Below are 23,220 nucleotides of genomic sequence, written 5' to 3' on the forward strand. Positions count from 1 at the left end.
TTAGGGCAGGAGGTCCTGTAACCGAGGGACCTCCGTACCGAGGGCCGCCGACGGCGATCAGCCGCAGGACCGCGTGCTTGAGCGGCGGCGTGTCCATCGCCACACCTCGTCGGCGCCCCACACCACAAACGGGAAGGGAAGGAGGAGCACGAACTGAGCCGGCTCGGGCGGCGCCGTGCCGAAAACCGCGCGGAACGGTGGCACGAGGACGACCACGGCGGCGAAGGCGATCTCGAACGCGATCCCCCACAGCAGCAGCCGGTTGCTGGTCACGCCGATGGCCCGCAGGGACGCCGCCTGGGTGCGTGCGGCGAAGGCGGTGCCGATCTGGCAGACCACGATGCCCAGGAAGGTCATGGTGGTGGCCTGCTGCCAGGTGTGGTGCAGCGCCGAGCCGGGTCCCGTGGCCGCGCCCGGATGCCAGCCTCCCAGCAGAAGCGTGCCGAAGAAGGCTCCCAGCACCAGAACCGCCGACACTCCGCCGAGCAGCCCCCAGGCACGGGCCAGCATGGCGCCCTGGATCACCCCCTCCGATCGGCGACGGGGTGGGCGGTTCATCAGGCCGGGTTCCGCGGGCTCGCGGCCCAAAGCGAGCGCGGGCAGCGTTTCGGTGCCCAGATCGATCGCGAGGAGCTGGAGCACCGTGAGCGGGAGCGGGACCCTGCCCCCGGACAACGCGAACACGAGGAACGGGATCACCTCGGGTGTGGCGTGGGCGAAGATGTAGCAGATGAACTTGCGTACGTTGTCGTAGACGCGCCGGCCCGCCTGCACGGCGTCGACGATCGTGGCGAAGTTGTCGTCGGTCAGCACCATGGTGGCCGCTTCGCGGGCGACGTCGGTCCCCGAGACCCCCATCGCGACGCCGATGTCGGCACTTCTCAAGGCGGGGGCGTCGTTGACGCCATCACCCGTCATCGCCACCACATGGCCCTCGGCCCGCAGCGCGTCGGCGATGCGCAGCTTGGCCTCGGGCGAACTGCGCGAGAAGATCAGTTCGTTGCCCTTGCGGAGCAGAGCGTCCAGCTCGTCGTCGGTCATCGCGTCCAGCTCGGAGCCCGTCACCACCTGCGTACGGTCGCGGGCGATGCCGACCCGTTTGGCGATCATCGCCGCCGTGAGCCCATGGTCGCCCGTGACCACGATGAGCCGGATTCCCGCCGTATGGCAGCGAGCGACGGCGCCGGGCACCTCGGGGCGGGGCGGGTCGAGCATGGCCACGACGCCGAGGAAGGTCAGCTCGGCCTCGGCATGCTCACGCCGGGCAGGCAACGGCACCTCCGCGTCGAGAGGGCGCCGGGCCACCGCGAGCAGGCGCAGCCCTTGGGACGCGTAGCCGTCGACCACCTTGGTGATCTCCGCGCGGTCCCGCTCCTCGATCGGTCGCGAGGCGCCGTCGGCGGTCATCATCATCGTGGTGCGCCTGAGGACCTCCTCAGGAGCTCCCTTGGCATGCACCCACAGCGTTCCGTCGACGGCGTCGACCGTGGACATCATCCGCAGAGAGGGATCGAAGTGGAACTGCCGCCGCCGCTCGCCGTCGTGGCCGCTCTGCCCGAGTGAGACGCTCATCCGGAGCAGGGCGATCTCGGTCGGGTCCCCCGTCTCCGCAGGTCCGAGAGCGGCGTTGTTGCAACGGGCAGCCGCCCCCGCCACCGCCTTCAGCGGCGGTGACGACGAAGGGCCGGCCCACTTTCCGCCGGCGTTCTGGATCGGGCCGGCGCTGGTCCAGATGTCGGTCACGCGCATCCGGTTGAGCGTGAGGGTGCCGGTCTTGTCCGTACAGATCACGGTGGTGGAGCCGAGAGTCTCCACGGCGCTCAGCCGCTTGACGACCGCGCCGTCGCGGGCCAGTGCCCGGACCCCGACGGCCAGCGCGAGGGTGATGGTGGGCAGCAGTCCTTCGGGGACGTTCGCGACCAGCAGGCCGACGGCGAATTTGAACGCGTCGGCCAGCGGAAGACGCGCCACCAGGGCGGCGACGGGCAGGACGGCGGCGCCCGCCGCGACCGCGACGATCGCGATCAACCAGGCCACCCGTTTGACCTGCTGTTCCAGCGGCGACTCGGCTCTGCCGACGCGCTGGGAAAGCGCGGCTATCCTGCCCAGCTCCGTGTGCATCCCGGTGGCGAACACCAGCGCCCGGGCCTGCCCACCCGTACAGGTCGTGCCGCTGAACAGCAGGTCTCGCGCCTGGAGCAGCGGACCTGCGCGGTCGTCGAAGGCGGCGGATCGGTACGCGGTCAGCGACTCGCCGGTCAACGTCGACAGGTCGATCTCCGCCGCGCCGTCGAGCATCCGGGCGTCGGCCGACACCCGGTCGCCCTCCTCGACGACCAGCACGTCGCCCGGCACGAGCCCGCCGGCGTCGATGACCTGGAGCCTGCCGTCCCTGACGACCTTGGCCTTGGCCGGCAGGTAGCGGGCCAAGGTCTCGACCGCGTGCTCGGCCTGCTGTTCCTGCGCGAAGGCCAGGAGCGCGTTCAGGACGATCACACCGACGATCGCGATGGCGAGCGGAGCCGTGTGCGCCACCGTCGCCAGACCTGCCGCCGCCCACAACAGCAACGCCAGCGGATGGGTGAACTGGCGGCCGAGCTCTTTCGCCCGGTTCCCCCGGGCCTTCCTGACCAACTGGTTCGGCCCGTACACGACAAGGCGGCGTGCAGCTTCCCTGGAGGACAGCCCAGTAGGGCGCGTCCGCAGATCGCGGAACAGCCGGACGACGGGTTCCCGCGGATCCGACGGCCGGCCTTCGGTTTCCGTCATCGGCGACCACCCTCGGAATCGACCTGGTTCGCGCTGCCCGTCTCCGCTCCCGTCCGGCTCTGCAAGGGTCAGGCGGGCGAAGACCATGCGGCCTCTTCCTCGGGCAGCCCGGTCAGAGTGCGCACAGCGGGTTCCATGCCCTCAGCAGATCACCCGGACCTCGCAGGCGGCTCCGGGCGAAAGCCACCGGCCCAGGGGACCTTCGGCCCGGCGGAGAGGCGTGGCGAGAAGACCATCGACGATCACGCCTGCGACCCGCTGAACACGCTCGACTCGCAACGCACCCACGCCGTCACGCTGGCTGCCCGCCTCACAGCCGGCCACCGGGGATCGCACCCGTCCGAGAACCTCGGGACCAGGGTCCCTGCCGAGAGGGGAGGAGGCCTCTGGGGGTGGGTCCGGTGCCGGTCGACGCTGGGAGCATGGTTCGAACCGTCGCCGAGGCATGTGACGTCCTCCTGCGTGACGGCGGGGTGGCGCACATCCGCCCGTTGCGGTCATCCGACCGCGAAGCCCTGCACGCGCTGATCATCAGATCCTCACCGCACTCGGCGTACCTGCGGTTCTTCACCGGCGGCACCGCCTCGGCCCACGCGTACATGGACCGGATCACCGGCCCCGGCTACGGCGGGCACGCCCTGGTCGCTCTGGTCGGCGGCCTCATGGTCGGGGTGGCGGAATACATCCCCGACGGGCCGGCGGCCGAGGTGGGAATCCTGCTGGATGACGTGGTGCACGGCCACGGGCTCGGCACGCTCCTGCTCGAGCACATCGCGCTGGACGCGGCGGACGCGGGTATCGAGCACCTGGTCGCCACCGTCCTGCCCGAGAACCGGGCGATGCTGCGCGTCCTGAACGATCTCGGCCTACCCGTGGACAAGCGGTATGAGCAGGGGCAGGTCGAGGTCCGCATCGCCACGCGACCCACCGAGAGCCTGGTGGCCGAGATCGAGGCCCGGGCGCACGAAGCGGAGCGCAGCTCCCTCGCACACGTGTTCACCCCACGCTCGGTGGCCGTGATCGGGGCCAGCCGCGATCCGGCCCGCGTGGGGCATCGAGTGCTGCGCAACCTGGTCGACGGAGGCTTCCCCGGGCCGGTCTACCCCGTCAACCCCCGAGCCGCCGAGGTGTGCGGCCTGGCCGCCCATCCCGACCTCGCCTCCCTGCCCGGGCAGGCTGAGCTGGCCGTGCTCGCCGTCCCGGCCTCCGCCGTGCTCGGCGTCGCTCGTGAGTGTGCCCGTCACCAGGTGCGCGCCCTGGTCGTCCTGACCGGCGGCTTCACCGGAGCCGGGGGCCGCGAGGCGGAACAGGAACTGCTGCGCGTCTGCCGTGAGGCGGGCATGCGGTTGATCGGACCCGACTGCCTCGGCGTCGTGAACACGGCGGCCCGTCTACACGCCGCCTTCCTGCCCGGACGTCCACCCGCGGGACCACTGGGGCTGATGTCGCAGTCGGACGCGGTGGCCGCTGCCGTCATCGAGCGGACCGGGCAACTGGGCCTCGGCGTCTCCTCCTTCGCCTCCGTCGGGAACAAGGCGGATGTCAGCGGCAACGACCTGCTCGAATACTGGGAAGACGATCCCGCCACCGGCGTCATCGCCCTCTATCTCGAATCGTTCGGCAATCCGCGCAGATTCGCCCGGATAGCCCGCAGGATCAGCGCCCGTAAACCGATCATCGTGGTGAAGAGCGGACGCAGCGCCTCGGGCAGCCGGGCCGTCCGCTCGCGCACCGCCGCCGCGGCGACCCCCGATGTCGCCGTCGACGCCCTGTTACGCGCGTGCGGCGTGATCAGGGAGGACAGCGTCCAGGACCTGCTCGACACCGCCCGGCTGCTGGCCTTCCAGCCGCTGCCGGACGGCCCTCGGGTGGCGATCGTGGGCAACTCCGGAGGCCCGCAGGCGATGACCGCGGACGCCTGTGAGCGGCTCGGCCTGGTCGTGCCGGACCTGTCCCCCGCCACCGTGGAGGCGCTTCGCTCCCGGCTCCACCCGGCCGCCGCCGTCGGCAACCCCGTCGACCTCACCGCCGAGGCCGGTGCCGCCGACTTCGCCTTCGCGATCGCGACCGTCCTGGCCGACCCGGGCATCGACGCCGTGCTGACCGTCTACACACCGCCGTTCGGCGCGGGTCTCGACGCGACCCGGGAGGCGATCGCGACCGCCACCAGGAGCGCGGTGAAACCCGTGCTCGCGTGCCTGGCCGGGCACGACGAGCTCATCGACGGCAGGGTCCCCGCATACGCCTTCCCGGAGCAGGCCGTGCACGCCCTCGCCCGGGCGGCCGGCCATGCCGCCTGGCGCGCCCGGCCGGCGGCCCCTGCCGAGGACGTTCCGGGAATCGACCTCGCCGCCGCTCGGCGGATCGTCGCCGCCGACCTCGCCGCTCATCCCCAGGGACGATGGCTGGACGAAGACACGACGGCCCGCCTGCTGTCGGCGTACACCATCCGCACGGCGCGATCCGTCACCGCTCGCCTCGGTCCCGCCATGACGGGCCCGATCGTTCAGGCCGTGGCGGGCGAGGGGGTCGAGGTGATCCTGGGAGGCGTCGCGCACGAGGCGTTCGGGCCCCTGATCATGGTAGGGCTCGGCGGTGTCGCGACCGAGCTGCTCGCCGACCGCGCATTCCGGGTGCCGCCGATCGACAGGGCCGAGGCCGCCCGCATGATCGCGGAGCTGCGTAGCGCACCGCTCCTGCACGGCTACCGCGGACGGCCTGAGGCCGATGTCGCGGCGCTGGAGGACCAGATCGTCCGCGTCGGCCGTCTCATGGACGATCTGCCCGAGATCGCTGAGCTTGATCTCAACCCCGTCATCGTGACAGCGGACGGAGCAGTGGCCGTGGAGGCTCGCGTAAGGCTCGCGCCCGCGCCTCCGCTCCCCTCACCCTTCCGGCGTCGTCTCCGCTAGGTCATGGAGAGCCGACCTGTCAGGCCGAAGCGGACCTGGCTGACCGTGCCGGGGCTTGATTTCTCCGGGCCGGCCGCAGCCTGCGGCTGAACGGCGTGGACCGGCGATGCACCCGGTGGTGGGGCGGCAGGTGTCGCTCGCGTGGGGCAGGCACGGCGCGGAAGCGCCGTTTGACGGCCTCCACGAGTGCCAGGTAGACGATCAGGACGACGGCGATGGTGCCGAGAATCGCCGGTGGGATGGGTGCCAGCCCCAGGTCGGGTGCGAAGGGCACATACGGCAGGGCGAGTCCGGCCGCCACCACCGACCCCACCGCGATCGCGAGGGCCGCGGCGGGTCGGCTCCGCCAGAACGGCGTACGGCGGGTCCTGACGATAAAGATCACCAAGGTCTGGGTGGCGAGGGACTCCACGAACCAGGACGCGCGAAACAGCGGCGGCTCGGTGTGGAACACCCGCAGCAGCAGCGCGAACATGGCGAGGTCGAACACCGAGCTGAGCGGTCCGAAGACCAGCATGAACCGGCGGATCAGCCCGAGGTCGAAGCGCGCGGGCCGGGCGAGTTGCTCGCGGTCGACGGCGTCGGCCGGGATGGCGAGCTGGCTGGCGTCGTACAGCAGGTTGTTGAGCAGCACCTGGCTCGGCAGCATCGGCAGAAACGGAAGCACCGCCGAGGCGGCCGCGGCGGAGAACATGTTGCCGACGTTGCTGGCCGTCCCCATCAGGAGGTACTTGACGGTGTTGGCGAAGATGCGCCGGCCTTCGACGATGCCGTCGGCGAGCACGCCCAGGTCCTTCTCCAGCAGCACGACGTCGGCCGCGTCCCTGGCGACGTCGGCCCCGGTGTCGACGGAGATCCCGACGTCCGCGCGGTGCAGGGCGAGCGCGTCGTTGACGCCGTCGCCGAGGAAGGCGACGTCCAGGCCGCCGCTTCGCTGGATGCTCACGATCCTGGCCTTCTGCTCGGGGCTCACCCGCGCGAACACCGTGGTCGCCGGCAGGGCATCGGTCAGGGCGGCGTCGTCGAGACGCTCGATCTCCTCACCGGTCAGCACTCCGGAGACGGGCAGGCCGATCTTCTCGCACAAGCCGGTGGCGACGGCGGGGTGGTCACCGGTGAGGATCTTCACGGTGACTCCGAGCGCGGCCAGGCGTTGGAGCGCCTGCTCCACACCGGGTTTGGGCGGATCGCTGAACACCAGGAACCCGGCCAGGTCCAGGTCGGACTCCACCAGTTCGCGGGCTCCCGGACGTACCGCGATCGCGACCAGGCGGGCGCCCTCGGCGAACAGCCGCTCGGCGAGCGCACGGGACTCCTCCGGCACGGTCCGGCACCGGGCCAGCACCGCTTCCGGGGCTCCCTTGACGATGGTCAGCGTGTCGCCGGCGGGGTCTTCGACCAGTACGGACGCCATGCGCCGCTCGTGGTCGAAGGGTTTGGCGTCAAGCTGCCGGTAGCCCTCCGGTGTCCACTCCCCCGCGACGGCATCCGTGCCGTGCAGGGCGTCGTGGAGGGCGTCGTGGAGGGCGTCGTCGAGCGGCCCGGAGCCGGGCGGGTCCGCGCACAGCACCCCGAGACGGAACGGGCCGACGGTATCGCCGCGGTCGGGAGTTCCGTCGGGACGCAGAGCCTGGCGCAGGGCGATCTTGGCTTGGGTCAGCGTGCCGGTCTTGTCGGTGAACAGCACCTCGACGTCGCCGAGGTCCTCGATGGCGACCAGGCGTTTCACGAGCACTTTCAGCCGGGTGAGCCGACGGGACCCGGTGGCGAGGCCGGTGGTGACGACCGCGGGCAGCAACTGCGGAGTGACGCCGACCGCGATGGCGAGTGAGAACAGCATGGCGTCGAGCAGTGGGCGGCCCAAGACCAGGTTCGTGACGAACACCCCGGCCGTCAGCGCCGCGGCGACCCATACCAGCAGCCCGGAGAACCTGCGCAGCCCGATCTGGAAGGCCGTCTCCGCGTGCCGCTCACCCAGGCCCGCGGCGATCGCGCCGAAGGCCGTACGGGCGCCGGTTCGGGACACGGTCCCGGTGGCGGTTCCCGCGGTGACGACCGTGCCCATCAGCGCCGTGTCGCCTGGTTTCCTGCGGACCGGCAACGACTCCCCGGTGAGCACCGACTCGTCGCACTCGATGTCCCGGGCCTCGGTCAGCTCGATGTCGGCGGGGACCACGGTGCCGAGCTTCAGCTGGACCACGTCGCCGGGAACCAGGTCGGTCACGTCGCGCTCGACCAGCGTGCCGCCGCGCAGCACGCGCGCCCGGCTGCGCATGTGCTCGTGCAGCGCTTCCACCGCACGCTCGGCGCGGTATTCGTTGGCGAAGCCCAGCCCGACGCTCAAGGCGACGATCACACCGATCACCACCGCGTCGGTCCGCTCCCCGACGAAGAACGACACGGTGGCGGCGACCAGCAGCAGTATCAGCAGCGGGCTGCGGAGCTGCCGGGCCAGCACCGCGAGCGGACGCGCCCGGTGGCTGCGCACCGCGTTGAAGCCGACCCTTGACCGGATGGCCGCGGCCTGCTCGTCGGTGAGCCCTGTCACGGCCGGTTCTGTCACCGTGGGTCCTTCCTCATTCGCCGGCCGGAGCGCACCATGTCGCACGCCGGCACCGAGAGCGCGGCGGCGCCCAGTGCCATCGCCCAGCCGGCGGGTGGCAGAGGCACCAGCGCGAGCGGCGCGCCCAGCGCCGGAATCACCGTCACGAAGATCTGCAGCGCCGCGGTGGCGGTCACCGCGGCGAGTACCGAACGGCTCCGCCACCAGCCGCGCTCGAAGGTCCGGCGGCGGGCCCGGACGACGTAGGCGAGGGTCAGACGGGCGAAGACCAGTGAGAGCACGGCCTGGCTGCGGACCTGTTCCTCGCTCCAGCCGAGGCGGCGGGCGACCTCGACGGCCGCGAAGACGAGCGCGCCGACGGCCACCGCGCGCAGCGCGATCCGGGTCAGAACCGGCCAGGAGAGCAGGCCGCCGGTGGGGCGCAGTGCCAGCGGGTCGCCGGCGGGCCGGTCGACGCCGAGCGCGATGGCGGGGATGCCGTCCAGCACCAGGTTGATCCACAGCAGCTGCACGGGAAGCAGCGGCACGACCAGATCCGGCCAGGCGATCAGGCCGGTGAGGACGATCAGGATCTCCGCGAGGTTGCCGATGAGCAGGTATCCGACCATCGAGGCCACGTTGTGGCGCAGGCGGCGTCCTTCGCGTACCCCCGCGACGATGGTGCCGAGGTCGCCGTTGGTGACGACGACGGAGGCCGCCTCCCGGGCCACGTCCGTTCCCTCCTCTCCGGCCATGGCCACCCCCACGTCGGCGTTGCGCAGTGCCGGAGCGTCGTTCACGCCGTCGCCGGTCATCGCCACGACCTGGCCGTCCTCGCGCAGGGCGCGTACCAGGTCGAGCTTGGTGCCGGGGTCGACGCGGGCCAGCACGGCCGCCTCGCGCAGCCGGGCGAACCGCTTCGAACGATCGCCGGCCGCACCTCCGAGGGTCTGGAGCGCGGCGCCGGTCACGACGGGGTCGGTGTCGATGCCCACCTCCCCGGCGATGGCGCGGGCGGTGTCCGCGTGGTCGCCGGTCACCATCACCACGCGGATGCCGGCGGCGCGGCAGTCCGCCACCGCCCGCGCCGCCGAGGGGCGGATCTCGTCACTGAGCGCGACCAGGCCCAGCGGACGCAGCCCTGTCGCGTCCAGGTCGTCGGTGTGCTTGTCTGCGAGCGTGAGCACCCGAAGGCCCCGGTCCGCCAGACCGGAAACCGCTCGCACCAGCAGTTCGGTCCCCGGACCGGGAACGCACCGGGCGAGCACCACCTCCGGAGCGCCCTTGACCGTCAGCAGAGGCCCGCCCCCGGCCGCCGTGGTGATCACGGCCATCGACCTCGTCTCGGCGTCGAACGGCCGGGCGGCCAGGCGTTCCTCGTCGGGCGGCAGCCTCACCCCGTGCCGCTCGGCGGCCACGGCGAGGGCGACGTCGACCGCGTCCCCCAGCCCGTCTCGGGCGTCGTTGCAGCGCAGCGCGGCACGCCACAGGTCGCTTTCGGACACCGCCACCTGGTCGGTCACGGTCAGGTGCCCAGTGGTCAGCGTGCCCGTTTTGTCCGTGGCGATGACGGTGGTCGCGCCGAGCGCCTCGATGGCCGGCAGCCGCCGGACGATCACGCCGAGCGCCGCCATGCGCTGTGAGCCGAGCGCGAGTGCCGTGGTCACGGCGGCGGCCAGGCTTTCCGGCACGGCGGCGATGGCCAGCGCCACCCCGGCCAGGATGATGTCGAGGAGCGTGGCCTCGCCCCGCTGGACCCGGGTGAGTCCGATGAGGATCATCACGGCGCCCGCCATGACGGCGACCAGGCCGATCCGCCGCGACACCTGTGCGAGTTCCACCGCCAGCGGGCCCTTGACGCCGCCGCCCAGCGCGGAGGCGATGCGCCCCATCTCGGTGCGGGCACCGGTGCGGGTCACCTCGGCCACTCCCGAACCCCGGACGACGAGCGTCCCTGCGAACAACTCGTCACAGCGATCGGCGAGCGTGCCGCCGGCTCCGTCCGCTCGCGCGGCCCGTTTGTCGGACGACAGCGACTCCCCGGTGAGCATGGACTCGTCCACCCCCAGGGCGTTCGCCTGCGACAGCCGCGCGTCCGCGGGGACGCGGTCTCCGGCCGCGACCTGCACGACATCGCCCGGTACGACCTCGGCGGCGGGAACCCTCCGTACGACACCGTCGCGGACGACCTTGGCCATGGGCGCGGTGAGGGTGCGCAACGCCCGTACGGCGTGGTCGGCCTTCGTCTCCTGGCTCACCCCGATGACCACGTTGACCAGGAGAATGGTCAAGATCGCCGCTCCCTCGGGAACCTCGCCGAGGACGAGCAGGGTGACCAGTCCGGCGATCAGCAGCAGGATCGACATCGGGTCGGCGAGCTGGCGGGCGGCCCGGACGGGCAGGCGTGGCGGCCTCGGCTGCGGGAACTCGTTCGGCCCGTACTCGGCCAGCCGCTCCGACGCCGCCGCAGCGCTCAGTCCGGCCGGCTCTCGCACGCTGATCTCCATGCCCTCAAGCAGATCATTCGGACGTATGGGAAGACCGCAGGCCAAAGCCATCCCGTCGGAGGACCTTCGGCCCACGCGTCCGCGTCAGGCGGGCCAGGACGGCGAGGCAGGCGATGGTGATCACCGCGATCGGTGGAAGCACCGCCCATGCGGGTTCGTCGCCGCGGGCCTGCGCGGCGAAGGGCGTGACCATGATCGGCAGCCCGGTCAGCGCGAGGAAGGCCAGCAGGCCGGGCGCGGTCGTGTGGGGCCATGGCCGTCCTCGGAGGAGCAGCACTCCGGTGACGAATGCGGCGGGCAGGAAGAACGACAGGTCGAGTACGTGCACCGGGCTGGACGGCAGGGCCAGCTCGCTCACGCTCTGAGGGAGGCGGCCCGCCAGGATCGCGGGCACGATGTCCTTCAGCCACAGCAGCGTGAACAGCGCGGCCACGATGATGAGCGACCACCCCGCCGGCCGCCGCGACGTCTGGCCGAACCAGGCGGCGACCGCTCGCGCGTCGAGTGCCGCCAGACCGCCGATGAGGGAGAACGCGGACAGCCCGAGGACGGCGACCCAGACCAGGAACAGCGGACCGACATGGACCGACAGCGTGTAGACGACGTAGTTGTAGGTCGTGAAGGCCACGGCGCCGAGCCACGTCAGGTACGCACGGAGCGAGCCACGGAGAGCGAGAAGGACGAGGACGGCGATCGCCGGGGAGACCACGACGAGATCGACGGCGTCCTGGGCTATCGCCTGGTCGACGAAGGCGCTCGTCTCCCTGCCGTAGACGCCTTCCAGATCGAACAGCGCGTAGATGTTGCCCGCGGCGGCCAGGAGCGCTGCCGTGAGCGACAGCCGTAGCCAGACGACGGCCCGGCCGGGCCATGCCGTCGAGGCGGCAGGGGCGGGCCGGGCATCGAGGGTGGTCATGACCGTCTCACAGCTCGAAGACCAGCCGGGCGGGGATCCGGCCGGCGAGGATGTCCTCGAAGGACTGGTTGATGTCGTCCAGTTTGCGGGTCTCGTACTTCACCGTCGTGCGGCCGGCGGCGTGCAGGCGGAAGACCTCCGCCAGGTCGGCGCGGGTGCCGACGATGGATCCGATCACGCTGATGCCGCCCAGCACCGTCTCGAAGACGGGCAGGGACATCGCGTTGTCCCGGGGCAACGAGACCAGCACCAGGCGCCCACCACGACGCAGTGACGCGTGCGCCTGCTGCAGGACACGCGGGTCGGCCGCCAGGACGACGGCCACGTCGGCACCGCCGAGGTCGCGAATCGCTCGCACCGGGTCGTCGGCCGCGGCGTTCACGACGTGAGTGGCGCCGAGTTCACCGGCGAGGAGGAGCTTTTCGCCCGTCACGTCGACCGCGACGGTCTCGGCGCCGAAGATCTGCGCGTACTGCTGCGCGAGATGCCCCAGTCCGCCGATGCCGAAGATCGCCGCACGCTCGGCCGGACGGAGCCCCGAGACCTTGACGGCCTTGTATGTGGTGACCCCGGCGCAGGTCAGAGGAGCGGCGTCGAACGAGCTCACGGCTTGGGGCACGGGGACCACATGGCTGGCGCAGGCAGCGACGTATTCGGCGTGGCAGCCGTTCAGGCTGTAGCCCGTGTTCAGCTGGGACTCGCAGAGCGTCTCCCGCCCGCTCACGCAGTAGTCGCAGACGCCGCACGCGTAGCCCAGCCACGGGACCGCGACCCGCTCCCCGACGGCCCGGCCGGTGACGCCGGCGCCGACCTGCTCGATCAGGCCGACGCCCTCGTGGCCGGGCGTGAACGGCAGAGCCGGCTTGACCGGCCACTCCCCGCGGGCGGCGTGGATGTCGGTGTGGCACAGCCCGCTGGCCTCGACACGCACCAGCACCTGGCCGGGCCGCAACTCCGGAACCGGGACCTCGCGGATCTCGACCGGGCCGTCGAACCGGGTGACCATCGCTGCACGCATTGCCTTCTCCTCTCACCGGGCTTTCAGCGCCCTCCCGCGGCGCCTGCGCGGGGCAGAGCCCGGACGGGCCACCGCACCGCGGCGAGGACGCCCGTGGCCGCGGACACAGGCGGGATAGAAAGACGTCTCATCACGGCGTGTACCGCCGCGAGCCTCGTCGGCTGCTTCGGCTGTCACTCGGCCATGCGGGCGGCCATCTCGACGAGCCGGTTGGCGTAACCCCACTCGTTGTCGTACCAGCCGAAGACCTTGACCAATTCGCCGTCCGCCTGGGTGAGCGCGGAGTCGAACACGCAGGAGGCGGGGTCGCCCACGATGTCGCGGGACACGATCGGGTCGGTGCTGTAGCGCAGCACGCCCTTCAGTTCCCGGTCGGCGGCGCCGGCGAAGGCCCGGTTGACCTCCTGCACCCCCGCGGGGCGGGACAGCACCACGGCGAGGTCGGTGAGCGACCCGTCCTCGACCGGTACGCGCAGCGCGACGCCGTCCAGCCGGCCCGCGAGCTCGGGCAGCACCTCGCCGACCATCCGGGCGGCCCCGGTCGTGGTCGGGACGATGTTCACGGCGGCCGAGCGGGCCCTGCGAGGGTCCTTGTGCGGGGCGTCCAGCAGCCGCTGGTCGGCGGTGTACGCGTGCACGGTCGTCATGAAGCCGCGGACGACGCCGAAGTTCTCGTGCAGCACCTTCACCATCGGGGCCACGCAGTTGGTGGTGCAGGAGGCCATCGAGACGATCTCGTGGCGGCGGGGGTCGTAGGCCGCGTCGTTGACACCGGGGACGATCGTGACGTCCACGCTCTTGCCGGGCGCGGAGATGAGCACGCGGCGGGCGCCGCCCTTGAGGTGACGGGCCGCGTCGTCCCGCGTGCGGAACCTGCCGGTGGCCTCGATGACCAGATCGGCGCCGTAGGCGGCCCAGTCGACGTGCGCCGGATCGCTGTGCGCGGTGACCGGGATGCTGCGGCCGTCCACGTCGATGGAGGAGGCGCTCGCGGTCACCGGCACGCCGAGGGGGCCGTGCGTGGAGTCGAACCTGAGCAGGTGGGCGAGGGTCGCCGCGTCCGCGAGGTCGTTGATCGCGACAACCTCGATGCCCATGGGCAGCGCGCGGCGCAGCACGGCCCTGCCGATCCTGCCGAACCCGTTGATGCCGATCCTCATGGTGATCCTCCTCAACGCCGACTGTGCCGCCATCGTCCGTTCCGGCGCGGAACGGCCGTAGAGGCGTAAGTGCCGGAAGACAGAGGCGCAACAGCCCCCGCGCGAAGGCCTTCCGCCTCTCCGCCTCCGCCGGGTCGCGGCGGTGGGATGCGGGAGGTGTCACGAGGAGGTAGAGATGCGTGTGAAGGTCGCCCAGGTCATGGCCCGCGACGTCCCTGCGGTGGAGGGGGGCACGCCGTTCAAGACCGTCGCCCAGGTGCTGATCGCCGCGGACCTGGGCGCCGTGCCCGTGGTCGACGCCGACGACCGGGTCATCGGCGTCGTCACGGACGCGGACCTGCTGCTCAAGGAGGAGTTCAAGGATCAGTACGCCCACGAGGGCTACCGGCCGCCGCTGCGCGCCCGGCTGCGGCGCCTGTTCGGCCGGACGGAGCACGGATGGCGCGAGAAGTCACGCGGTGACACGGCCGCCGAGCTGATGACCTCCCCGGCCGTGACGATCGGCCCGGGAACGGCGGTGGTGTTCGCGATCCGGCTCATGGACGAGCACGGCGTCACGCATCTGCCGGTCGTCGGGGAGGACGGCACGCTCGAGGGCATGGTCGGCCGGCACGACCTGCTGCGGGTCTTCACCCGCCCGGACGCCGACGTCGCCCGCGAGATCACGATCGACACGTTCGGCCGTTCCCTGTTCCGCGACCTGGCCGGGGTGACCGTGACGGTCGACCAGGGCGTCGTGACACTGACCGGTCGCCTGCACTGGCGCAGCGACGCCCTGACGGCCGCCCGGCTGGCGCGCGGTGTCAACGGTGTGGTGGACGTGATCGACCACCTGGAGTGGGAGGAGGACGACACCCATACCTGGCGCCACCGATGACAGGGTCCCCGCCCGGCGCCGGCGGCGTCGCGGCTCGACCGGCCCAGGCGGGCGTGTGCGCCCGCGACTCACGGTGTCCGGAGCCATGAGACGGATCCATGAGCCGGTCGGGTCGCTGTGGTGTGCAGCGCCGTAGGCCCCACCGGGAGGGGACTCACGACCCGCGGGCGGCAGGTGTTTCGAGGACCTTCGGATGGGACGTCCTGCCCTGCCGGAGAGGAAGCGGCGGGTGTGTGCTTGGTGCGTCGTCATCGAGACAAGGAGGTCACGATGAACCTCACGGAGCGGAGCCAGGGCCGGTTCCCCTTCCCTGAACTGCTGGAGCTGCTGGAGAGCCCGGTCTACGGGTTCCGGCCGTTCGGCCAGATCATCAGGGTGGAGGACTTCGTCGCGGACGGCCGGTACGTGCTGCGGGCGGAGCTTCCCGGCATCGACCCCGACAAGGACCTCGAGGTCACGGTGGGCCACGGGATTCTCCACATCAGGGCCGAGAAGACCAAGGAGGTCAAGGACGCCAAGGAGCCGCGCCGCTCCGAGATCGCCTACGGCGCGTTCTCCCGCTCGGTCACGCTTCCCCCGACGGCCAAGGCCGAGGACGTGACGGCCGTCTACAAGGACGGAGTCCTGGAGATCACGGTGGGTCTGGAGGAGGAGAACAAGACCGCGGGCCGCAGGATCCTCGTCCAGCACTGACCGCGAGACAGGCCCTCGCAACCACCGGAGGGCGGACGAGACGGGCGGGGAGCCGGCCGGGCCCCCGCCCGTCCCCTTCCACCGCGCGGATGACTTTGGTCCCCGTGATCGGTGACCTCCGCTCGCAGAGGCGGGCGGCGGCAGGGACGACAGTGGAGGCGGAACCGAGGAAGGGGACAGGCGATGACGGTCACGGAGGTCAGGACACAGGGTCCCGCGCAGGCGACCGCGCATGAGGCGTGGCGCGGTTTCCGCGGCACGACCTGGCGCGGGTCGGTGGACGTGCGCGACTTCATCCAGGCCAACTACACGCCGTACGAGGCAGACGAGTCGTTCCTGGCGGGGCCGACCGACCGGACCCGCGCGGTGTGGGCGGAGGTGTCGAGCCTGTTCGGCGAGGAGCGCCGGCGTGGGGTGTACGACGTGGACACCGCCACGCCCTCCTCGATCACCTCGCACCGTCCCGGCTACATCGACTCCGGCCGTGAGCTCATCGTCGGCCTGCAGACCGACGCCCCGCTGAAGCGGGCCATCATGCCGGCGGGCGGGCTGCGGATGGTCGAGAACGGCCTGGCGGCGTACGGCTACACGCTCGACCCGAAGGTGCGGGAAATCTTCACCAAGTACCGCAAGACGCACAACGACGGCGTTTTCGACGCCTACACCCCCGAGATCCGGGCGGCCCGCCGCGCGGGGATCATCACCGGCCTGCCCGACGCGTACGGCCGCGGCCGCATCGTCGGGGACTACCGGCGTGTCGCGCTGTACGGCGTGGACCGGCTCATCGAGGCCAAGCGGGCCGAACTGCGCTCACTCGATGGGGACTTCTCCACCGACGCCGTGATCCGCGACCGGGAGGAACTGGCCGAGCAGATCCGCGCGCTGGACGAGCTGAAGCAGATGGCCGCCTCCTACGGCTATGACATCTCCCGCCCGGCCGGCACCGCGCGCGAGGCCATCCAGTGGCTGTACTTCGCCTATCTCGCCGCCGTCAAGGAGCAGAACGGCGCGGCGATGTCCCTCGGCCGCACCTCGACCTTCGTGGACGTCTATCTGGAGCGGGACCTCGCCGAGGGACGGCTCACCGAACAGCAGGCACAGGAGCTCGTCGACGACTTCGTCATCAAGCTGCGCATCGTCCGCTTCCTGCGCACCCCCGAGTATGACCAGCTGTTCTCCGGCGACCCGACCTGGGTGACCGAGTCGATCGGCGGCATCGGCGCCGACGGCAGGCCGCTGGTGACCCGCACCAGCTACCGCTACCTGCAGACGCTGCGCAACCTCGGCCCCGCCCCGGAGCCGAACCTCACGGTGTTCTGGTCGCCGCGGCTGCCCGAGCCGTTCAAGCGCTTCTGCGCGGCCCTGTCCATCGAGACCAGCTCGATCCAGTACGAGAGCGACGAGCTGATGCGGCCGGCGTACGGCGACGACACCGCCATCGCCTGCTGCGTCTCGGCCGCTCCCGTGGGGAAGCAGATGCAGTTCTTCGGCGCCCGGGTCAACCTCGCCAAGGCCCTGCTGTACGCCGTCAACGGCGGACGGGACGAGATCAGCGGCGAGCAGGTCGGCCCGGCCTACCCGGCGCTGACCGGCGACGTGCTCGACTACGACCAGGTCGCGGCGGCGTTCGACCGGATGATGGACTGGCTGGCCAAGACGTACGTGAACGCGCTGAACGTCATCCACTACATGCACGACAAGTACGCCTACGAGCGCATCGAGATGGCGCTGCACGACTACCCGGTCAAGCGCACGCTCGCCTGCGGCATCGCGGGCCTGTCGGTGGCCGCCGACAGCCTGTCGGCCATCAGGCACGCGACCGTCCGGGTGCTTCGCGACGTGACCGGCTTGGCCGTGGACTACGTGGTCGAGGGCGACTACCCGGCGTACGGCAACAACGACGACCGCGCCGACGCGATCGCCGTGGACCTCGTGAAGTCGTTCATGGACAAGATCCGCCGCCACCCGTCCTACCGGGGCGCCGAGCACACCCAGTCGGTGCTCACCATCACCTCCAACGTCGTGTACGGCACGCACACCGGCAACACCCCGGACGGGCGCAGGGCGGGCACGCCGTTCGCCCCCGGCGCCAACCCGATGAACGGCCGCGACCGGCACGGCCTGGTCGCCTCGGCGCTGTCGGTGGCCAAACTCCCCTACGACCAAGCGCGGGACGGCATCTCGCTGACCAGCACGGTCACCCCGGACGGGTTGGGCCGCACGGCCGACGACCGGGTCGCCGACCTGGTGGGCGTGCTCGACGGCTACTTCGACGCGGGCGGCTTCCACATGAACGTCAACGTGCTCGACCGCGCCACCCTGATCGACGCGATGGACCACCCCGAGAAGTACCCCCAGCTCACGATCCGGGTCTCCGGCTATGCCGTGAACTTCGTCCGGCTCACCCGCGAGCAGCAGCAGGACGTGATCGACCGCACCTTCCACGGACGGCTGTGATGCGCGACAGGCTCCTTGACGACTCCACCGCCCGGCTCCGCCAGGACGCCGCCGCCGAGCTCCGCGCTTCGGAGCCGGCGGCGGGCGGCGGCGTCATCGAGTCGTGGGACCTGTCGGTCGGGGTGGACGGTCCCGGCACCCGCTTCGTGGTGTTCACCTGCGGCTGCCCGCTGCGCTGCCTGTACTGCCACAATCCCGAGACCTGGCGGATGCGCGACGGCCGCCGCGTCACGGTGGACGAGGTCATGAGCGAGGTGGACCGCTACCGGCGGTTCATCTCGGTGGCCGGCGGCGGGGTGACGGTCAGCGGCGGGGAGCCGCTGCTGCAGCCCCGATTCACCGGCGAGCTGCTGCGCCGCTGCCACGACAGCGGCCTGCACACCGCGCTGGACACCTCGGGTTTCCTCGGTGACCGAGCGAGCGACGCGCTGCTGGCCGACACCGACCTCGTCCTGCTCGACATCAAGTCATGGAACCCGCAGGGCTACCGGCGGCTGACCGGGGCGAGCCTGGAACCGACCCTGCGGTTCGCCCGCCGCCTCGCCGACCTCGGCCGCCCGGTCTGGGTGCGGTTCGTCCTGGTCCCCGGCCACACCGACGCCGAGGAGAACGTGGACGGCCTGGCCCGATTCGTCGCGACACTCGGCAACGTCGAACGGGTCGACGTCCTGCCCTTCCACCGCATGGCCGCCGGCAAGTACGCCCGCCTCGGGCTGGCCTTCCCCCTGGCCGATGTCAGGCCCCCGGACCGGGCCCTGCTGGAGCGCGTACACGCCCAGTTCGCCGCGCACGGCGTCACCAGCGTCTGACTCGTGCCGCGGGCCATGCGGTCATTACCAGCAGGGCCACCGCGGCGGCGACACTGCCCGTGACAACGGGGTCGTAGTGCGACCCGTGGTCGGGGAAGAGGGACCAGCCGACGTTGGAGGCGGCATGTCACCCCCGGCCAGTCCACGGTGCGCCTCAGCAGCCGCTTCACGGCGCCGCGCGGCTCATGACGCCGGACCAGCAGCATCGCCGCCAGCACGGGGCAGCACGCCATCAGCGCGCTGACGGGCAGGGCCGCCGACAGGCGGCCGGCCACGGCACCGGCCGGCCAGAAGGGCACGGACAAGGCGAAGGTCAACGCGATCAGCCGCACGGGTGACCTGTGAGGCGCCTCCGTCCAGCCGCTCACACGCTGCTCCTCGAGCCGTGGTCGGCGGCTCCTGCCGCCGGCCCTGGGTGAGCCGGACGCAGTCACGACGTGCAGGGGACGCGGTTGTGGGTGAGCCGCGCGGACCACCCTAATCGTGATCCGCGCGGCGTTTCACCCCTTCTGCCACATCCGGAGATCTCACAGGCCTCTCTACTGGTCGGTGGCGGAAGGGCGCACGACGGCGACGGGGCAGCCCGCGTGGTGCAGGACGGCCCGGCTCACCGAACCGAGCACCACCGAGCCGATGGCACCGAGTCCGCGGGACCCGACCACGAGGAGATCGGCCTTCTCTGCGGCCTCGACGAGTACGGGAACGGGGTGTGCGCACACAGCGCGGATCTCGGCGTCCACGTCGGGGTAGCGCTCCCGGTAGGTCGCCACCACAGTGGCCACGTGCTCCTCCTGGGCCTGCCGCACCTCGTCGACGTCGTAGGTGATCTCGGGTGCGTACGCGTGCACCGGAAGTTGCCAGGCGTACAGGCCGAGCAGGCGGCAGCCACGCAGCCGTGCCTCCTCGAACGCGTACGTCAGCGCGGCCTCCGCCTCGTCGGAGCCGTCGACGCCGACCACGATCAGACCGTGGGGCGCCGACGGTTCAGGCCGCACCACCACAAGGGGGACGGGGACCTGGCCGGCGAGGTGCGTGCTGACCGAGCCGAGCAGCATCCCGGCGAACCCGCCATGGCCTGTGCTGCCGATGACGATCTCCGCACCGTCGGCGGCCTCCCGGCGCAGCACCTTGACCGGCTCGCCCTCCGGCAGAGCGGTCGTGACGCGGAGCGCGGGGTGGGTCTCCCGGACCGCTTGTTCGGCTTCCTCCAGGACGCGCCGTCCCGCCCGGATCAGTTGATCATCGCTGGGGACGACGGGGTAGCGGGTCAGCTCGTACGGCAGGCGGTCGACGGCGTGCACGATGCGCAGCGGCAGGCCCTTGCGGGCGGCGTCGCCGGCGGCCCACTCCACCGCGGCGACCGCCGCGGGCGAGCCGTCAGTGGCGACGATGACTGGTTTGATCATGACTCCTCCTCGATCCGCCCCCATTCGACCGCCTGTGCCGGGCGGGGTGCAGGGGCACTGGTCACCGCCGCAGGTGACCTTCCGCCCCGGCTCGCCCACCAGGTGCGCATCGTGACCGGCACGGTGGGCCATGCGCGGCGTGATTTCGCTGTGCACGTGGACCGAAGGTCCCACGATCACGGGACTTCGAGACGACCGGAGCGTGCCGTACGGCTCCTGCGGCACGGCCGGTGATCGCGGTTTCCTTGAGGTGTCACAAGAGAGCAAAGACGTTGAAAGGGGCCGGTCATGGCCACCACCCAAGGGCGCAACCAGAGGAACGACCGCCTCCACGACGCCGCTCCCACCGCGGTCACCGTCCCCGCCCCCCGCACGCACGGCGAGACCATCCCCGCCGCCACCGCCGGCCCGGCCCGGTACGCCTGGGCCGCCGCCCGCATCGCCATCGGCTGGGTGTTCCTGTGGGCCTTCCTGGACAAGCTGTTCGGCTGGGGCTTCGCCACCCCCACCGCCAAAGCGTGGATCAACGGCGGCAGCCCGACCACCGGCTTCCTCAAGGGCACCGCCGACCACACCTTCGGCGGCCTGTTCAACACCCTCGCCGGCCAGCCCTGGGTCGACTGGCTGTTCATGACCGGCCTCGCCGGCATCGGCACCGCCCTCATCCTCGGCGTGGGCATGCGCATCGCCGCCACCACCGGCGGACTGCTCCTGCTCATGATGTGGGCCGCCGAACTGCCCCTGACCACCAACCCCTTCATGGACGAGCACATCGTCTACGCCATCGTCCTGGCCGGCCTCACCCTCACCGGCGCCGGCACCACCCTCGGACTCGGCACACAGTGGGCCGCCACTCCCCTGGTCCGCCGCTTCCCGATCCTCAAGTAGACCTCGCCCTGAACTCAGGGTCCGTCGACTCCAGTGCCCGCCCCTGGCTGCCGGGGGTGGGCACTGGCATGTGTTCGATGCGAAACTGCGCACCATGACGGAGAAGGAGCCCTCTTCGCTGATTCCCAGCATGCGATTGGATGATCTGCTGGCGGAGTTGCAGTCGCGTCTGGAGGCGGTGCTGGCCACCCGGGATCGGGTGCACGCGCTGTTGGAGGCGGTCGTGTCGATCGGCAGCGACCTCGATCTGGAGGTCGTGCTGCGGCGCATCGTGGCCACCGCCACGACGCTGGTGGACGCGACGTACGGCGCGATGGGCGTGATCGGGGAGGAGAACACGCTCATCCAGTTCGTGCCGGTGGGGCTGAGCGAGGAGGAGATCGCCAGGATCGAGCACTGGCCGCACGGGCTGGGCCTGCTCGGCCTGCTGATCAAGGAGCCGCAGACGCTGCGGCTGACCGACATCTCCCAGCATCCCGAGTCCTACGGCTTCCCGCCCGGCCATCCGCCCATGGGCAGTTTCCTGGGGGTGCCGGTCCGGGTGCGCGACGAGGTGTTCGGCAACCTCTACCTCACCGAGAAGCGCGGCGGCGGGAGCTTCGACGAGGACGACGAGGCGATCGTGGTCGCCCTGGCCACCGCCGCCGGAGTGGCGGTCGAGAACGCCCGTCTGTATGAGGAGAGCCGCCGCCGCGAGACCTGGTTGCAGGCGTCCTCGGACATCACCACCCGGCTGCTGTCCGGCGGCGAGCCGCAGGAGGTCCTCACGCTCATCGCCCGGCGCGCCCGCGAGATGGCCGACGCCGACGCCGTGGCGATCCTGCTGCCGAACCGCGACCGCGACGTGCTGCGCGTCGCGCTGCAGGATGTCGAGCCGGTCGAGGACGGGCCGGGTGTCCGGCTTGTCAACGACAAGGTCGCGGTCGAGGGCTCGCTCGCCGGCCGGGCGTTCCTGAGCGGCGAGCCGCTGGCGTTGGACGATCTCGACCACAGCCAGGTGCATCTGATCTGGGCCGACGACCCTCCGGTGGGCCCGGCCGCGGCCGTGCCGCTGGGCGCGGCCGGGGCCGTACGCGGGGTGCTGGGGCTGGTGAAGCGTTCGGGGCGGATGCCGTTCAGCCAGTCGGAGCTGCGCACGCTGCACGCCTTCGCCGGGCAGGCGGCCGTCGCGCTGGAGCTGGCCGAGACCCGCCGCGACGCCGAGCGGCTCGGCCTGCTGGAAGACCGCGACCGCATCGCCAAGGACCTGCACGACGTGGTCATCCAGCGCCTGTTCGCCGTGGCCATGACGCTGATGAGCGCCGTCCGCCTGGTCGAACGGCCGGAGGCCTCCTCCCGGCTGCAGACCGCCATCGACGAGCTGGACACCACCATCCGGCAGATCCGCTCGACCATCTTCGCCCTGCAGACCCCGCGCGAGGACGCCTCGCCCAGCCTGCGCGCCCAGGTCGTCGACCTGGTCGAGGGCGCCCGCGGGCACCTGGGCTTCATGCCCGGCCTGAGCCTGGAGGGCCGGCTCGACAACGACGTGCCCGCACAGGTCGCGGAACACCTGCTCGCCGTCCTGCGCGAGGCCCTGTCGAACCTCGTCCGCCACGCCAAGGCCACCCGCGCCGACGTCGCCGTCCACGCCGGGGACGGGCGGCTGACCCTCGTGGTGGAGGACAACGGCGTCGGCATCCCGGCCGAGGGCCGCCGCAGCGGCCTGCGCAACCTCGCCGACCGCGCCGAACGACTCGGCGGCGCCCTCACCCTCACCTCCCCTGACGCCGGCGGCGCCCGACTGGAGTGGAGCGTCCCGCTGGGCTGATCAGCTCGTGCCGCGTGAGGACGCCGCCGCCTCCGCCGGCTGCGGTACGTCTCCTGATCCGTCCGCCCAGCCGCAGCCTCGGGCGTCCGCACATGACAATGGGGCGAGACGTGCCGCGGATCCGGTGCCACGACGTCGACCGCGGCGACGGTGACATCGCTCGGCACGTCCGCTTGATGTCACTGCTGGTGTTCGGCCTTGAGGCGGGCGGCGAGCGCGGCGGCCTGGGTGCGGCGCTGCATGTCGAGCTTGCTCAGCAGATTGGACACGTAGTTCTTGACCGTCTTCTCGGCCAGGAACATCCGCTCGCCGATCTGGCGGTTGGTCAAGCCCTCGCCGATCAGCTCCAGGATCTGCCGCTCCTGGTCCGACAGCGCGGCCAGCGGGTCCTTCTTCGTGGCCTGGTCGCGCAGCCGGTGCAGCATCGCGGCCGTGGTCTGCGGGTCGAGCAGCGAC

General features: G+C 71.6%; 14 protein-coding genes and 1 pseudogene. 7 read left to right on the plus strand and 8 right to left on the minus strand.

Annotated features, from left to right (window positions below; all coding sequences use genetic code 11):
• Window positions 1–57 precede the first annotated feature (57 nt).
• Window positions 58–2,769 (minus strand): cation-translocating P-type ATPase, encoded by a 2,712-nt coding sequence (locus FH610_RS38960; protein WP_139580255.1) that lies wholly within the window; start codon window positions 2,767–2,769, stop codon window positions 58–60.
• A gap of 422 nt (window positions 2,770–3,191) precedes the next feature.
• Between FH610_RS38960 and FH610_RS38965 the strand changes: the two genes are divergently transcribed.
• Complete coding sequence (locus FH610_RS38965) at window positions 3,192–5,681, plus strand: bifunctional acetate--CoA ligase family protein/GNAT family N-acetyltransferase (protein ID WP_139580256.1); 2,490 nt, start codon at window positions 3,192–3,194, stop codon at window positions 5,679–5,681.
• A gap of 19 nt (window positions 5,682–5,700) precedes the next feature.
• Here the strand turns inward: FH610_RS38965 and mgtA are convergent, their stop codons facing one another.
• The 5 genes and pseudogenes from mgtA to gap form a co-directional block, all read right to left on the minus strand.
• Window positions 5,701–8,244 (minus strand): magnesium-translocating P-type ATPase, encoded by a 2,544-nt coding sequence (gene mgtA / locus FH610_RS38970; RefSeq protein ID WP_240809453.1) that lies wholly within the window; start codon window positions 8,242–8,244, stop codon window positions 5,701–5,703.
• Window positions 8,241–10,718, minus strand: a complete 2,478-nt coding sequence (locus tag FH610_RS38975; protein ID WP_240809454.1) for a cation-translocating P-type ATPase — start codon at window positions 10,716–10,718, stop codon at window positions 8,241–8,243. The genes mgtA and FH610_RS38975 overlap by 4 nt, the downstream gene beginning before the upstream one ends.
• A gap of 25 nt (window positions 10,719–10,743) precedes the next feature.
• A complete protein-coding gene (locus tag FH610_RS38980) occupies window positions 10,744–11,646 on the minus strand; it encodes a hypothetical protein (protein WP_139580259.1) in 903 nt (300 codons plus the stop codon).
• 7 nt (window positions 11,647–11,653) lie between these two features.
• A complete protein-coding gene (locus FH610_RS38985) occupies window positions 11,654–12,664 on the minus strand; it encodes a zinc-dependent alcohol dehydrogenase (protein ID WP_139580260.1) in 1,011 nt (336 codons plus the stop codon).
• A gap of 173 nt (window positions 12,665–12,837) precedes the next feature.
• Window positions 12,838–13,890, minus strand: a pseudogene (gap, locus tag FH610_RS38990) (type I glyceraldehyde-3-phosphate dehydrogenase); the annotation flags it as partial.
• Between the two features lie 109 nt (window positions 13,891–13,999).
• On the opposite strand from gap, the gene FH610_RS38995 reads away from it, so the two are divergent.
• The 4 genes from FH610_RS38995 (at window position 14,000) to pflA (ending at window position 18,660) form a co-directional block, all read left to right on the plus strand.
• On the plus strand, window positions 14,000–14,701 hold the full coding sequence (locus FH610_RS38995; RefSeq protein ID WP_139580262.1) for a CBS domain-containing protein: 702 nt from the start codon (window positions 14,000–14,002) through the stop codon (window positions 14,699–14,701).
• A 270-nt stretch (window positions 14,702–14,971) separates the two neighbouring features.
• A complete protein-coding gene (locus FH610_RS39000; protein WP_139580263.1) occupies window positions 14,972–15,394 on the plus strand; it encodes an Hsp20/alpha crystallin family protein in 423 nt (140 codons plus the stop codon).
• 183 nt (window positions 15,395–15,577) lie between these two features.
• On the plus strand, window positions 15,578–17,851 hold the full coding sequence (pflB, locus tag FH610_RS39005) for a formate C-acetyltransferase (protein WP_139580264.1): 2,274 nt from the start codon (window positions 15,578–15,580) through the stop codon (window positions 17,849–17,851).
• Window positions 17,851–18,660 carry a pyruvate formate-lyase-activating protein gene (gene pflA, locus FH610_RS39010; protein ID WP_139580265.1) on the plus strand — a complete coding sequence of 270 codons (810 nt, stop codon included), beginning with the start codon at window positions 17,851–17,853 and terminating at the stop codon, window positions 18,658–18,660. Before pflB ends, pflA begins: the two co-directional genes overlap by 1 nt.
• A gap of 539 nt (window positions 18,661–19,199) precedes the next feature.
• Here the strand turns inward: pflA and FH610_RS39015 are convergent.
• Entirely contained in the window at window positions 19,200–20,066 is an 867-nt protein-coding gene (locus FH610_RS39015; protein ID WP_139580266.1) for a universal stress protein, read from the minus strand.
• A gap of 288 nt (window positions 20,067–20,354) precedes the next feature.
• Here FH610_RS39015 and FH610_RS39020 point away from each other — a divergent pair, with 288 nt between their 5' ends.
• Together FH610_RS39020 and FH610_RS39025 are read left to right on the plus strand one after the other, a co-directional pair.
• Window positions 20,355–20,954: a hypothetical protein gene (locus FH610_RS39020; protein WP_240809455.1), complete on the plus strand. Its 600-nt coding sequence runs from the start codon at window positions 20,355–20,357 to the stop codon at window positions 20,952–20,954.
• A 94-nt stretch (window positions 20,955–21,048) separates the two neighbouring features.
• Window positions 21,049–22,764 (plus strand): sensor histidine kinase, encoded by a 1,716-nt coding sequence (locus FH610_RS39025; protein WP_139580267.1) that lies wholly within the window; start codon window positions 21,049–21,051, stop codon window positions 22,762–22,764.
• Between the two features lie 179 nt (window positions 22,765–22,943).
• On the opposite strand, the gene FH610_RS39030 is transcribed toward FH610_RS39025, so the two are convergent.
• Window positions 22,944–23,220, minus strand: a 277-nt coding sequence (locus FH610_RS39030) for a response regulator transcription factor (protein WP_139580268.1), incomplete at its 5' end; no start/stop codon positions are given.

The organism is Microbispora catharanthi (assembly GCF_006334915.2).
Taxonomy (GTDB): domain Bacteria; phylum Actinomycetota; class Actinomycetes; order Streptosporangiales; family Streptosporangiaceae; genus Microbispora; species Microbispora catharanthi.

Coding starts and splice junctions, on each gene's coding strand:
- FH610_RS38965 (WP_139580256.1), top strand. CDS start 3,192: ATGGTTCGAACCGTCGCCGAGGCATGTGACGTCCTCCTGCGTGACGGC.
- FH610_RS39020 (WP_240809455.1), top strand. CDS start 20,355: ATGGCCACCACCCAAGGGCGCAACCAGAGGAACGACCGCCTCCACGAC.
- FH610_RS38995 (WP_139580262.1), top strand. CDS start 14,000: ATGCGTGTGAAGGTCGCCCAGGTCATGGCCCGCGACGTCCCTGCGGTG.
- FH610_RS38980 (WP_139580259.1), bottom strand. CDS start 11,646: ATGACCACCCTCGATGCCCGGCCCGCCCCTGCCGCCTCGACGGCATGG.
- FH610_RS38960 (WP_139580255.1), bottom strand. CDS start 2,769: ATGACGGAAACCGAAGGCCGGCCGTCGGATCCGCGGGAACCCGTCGTC.
- pflA (WP_139580265.1), top strand. CDS start 17,851: ATGCGCGACAGGCTCCTTGACGACTCCACCGCCCGGCTCCGCCAGGAC.
- pflB (WP_139580264.1), top strand. CDS start 15,578: ATGACGGTCACGGAGGTCAGGACACAGGGTCCCGCGCAGGCGACCGCG.
- FH610_RS39015 (WP_139580266.1), bottom strand. CDS start 20,066: ATGATCAAACCAGTCATCGTCGCCACTGACGGCTCGCCCGCGGCGGTC.
- FH610_RS38985 (WP_139580260.1), bottom strand. CDS start 12,664: ATGCGTGCAGCGATGGTCACCCGGTTCGACGGCCCGGTCGAGATCCGC.
- FH610_RS39025 (WP_139580267.1), top strand. CDS start 21,049: ATGACGGAGAAGGAGCCCTCTTCGCTGATTCCCAGCATGCGATTGGAT.
- FH610_RS39000 (WP_139580263.1), top strand. CDS start 14,972: ATGAACCTCACGGAGCGGAGCCAGGGCCGGTTCCCCTTCCCTGAACTG.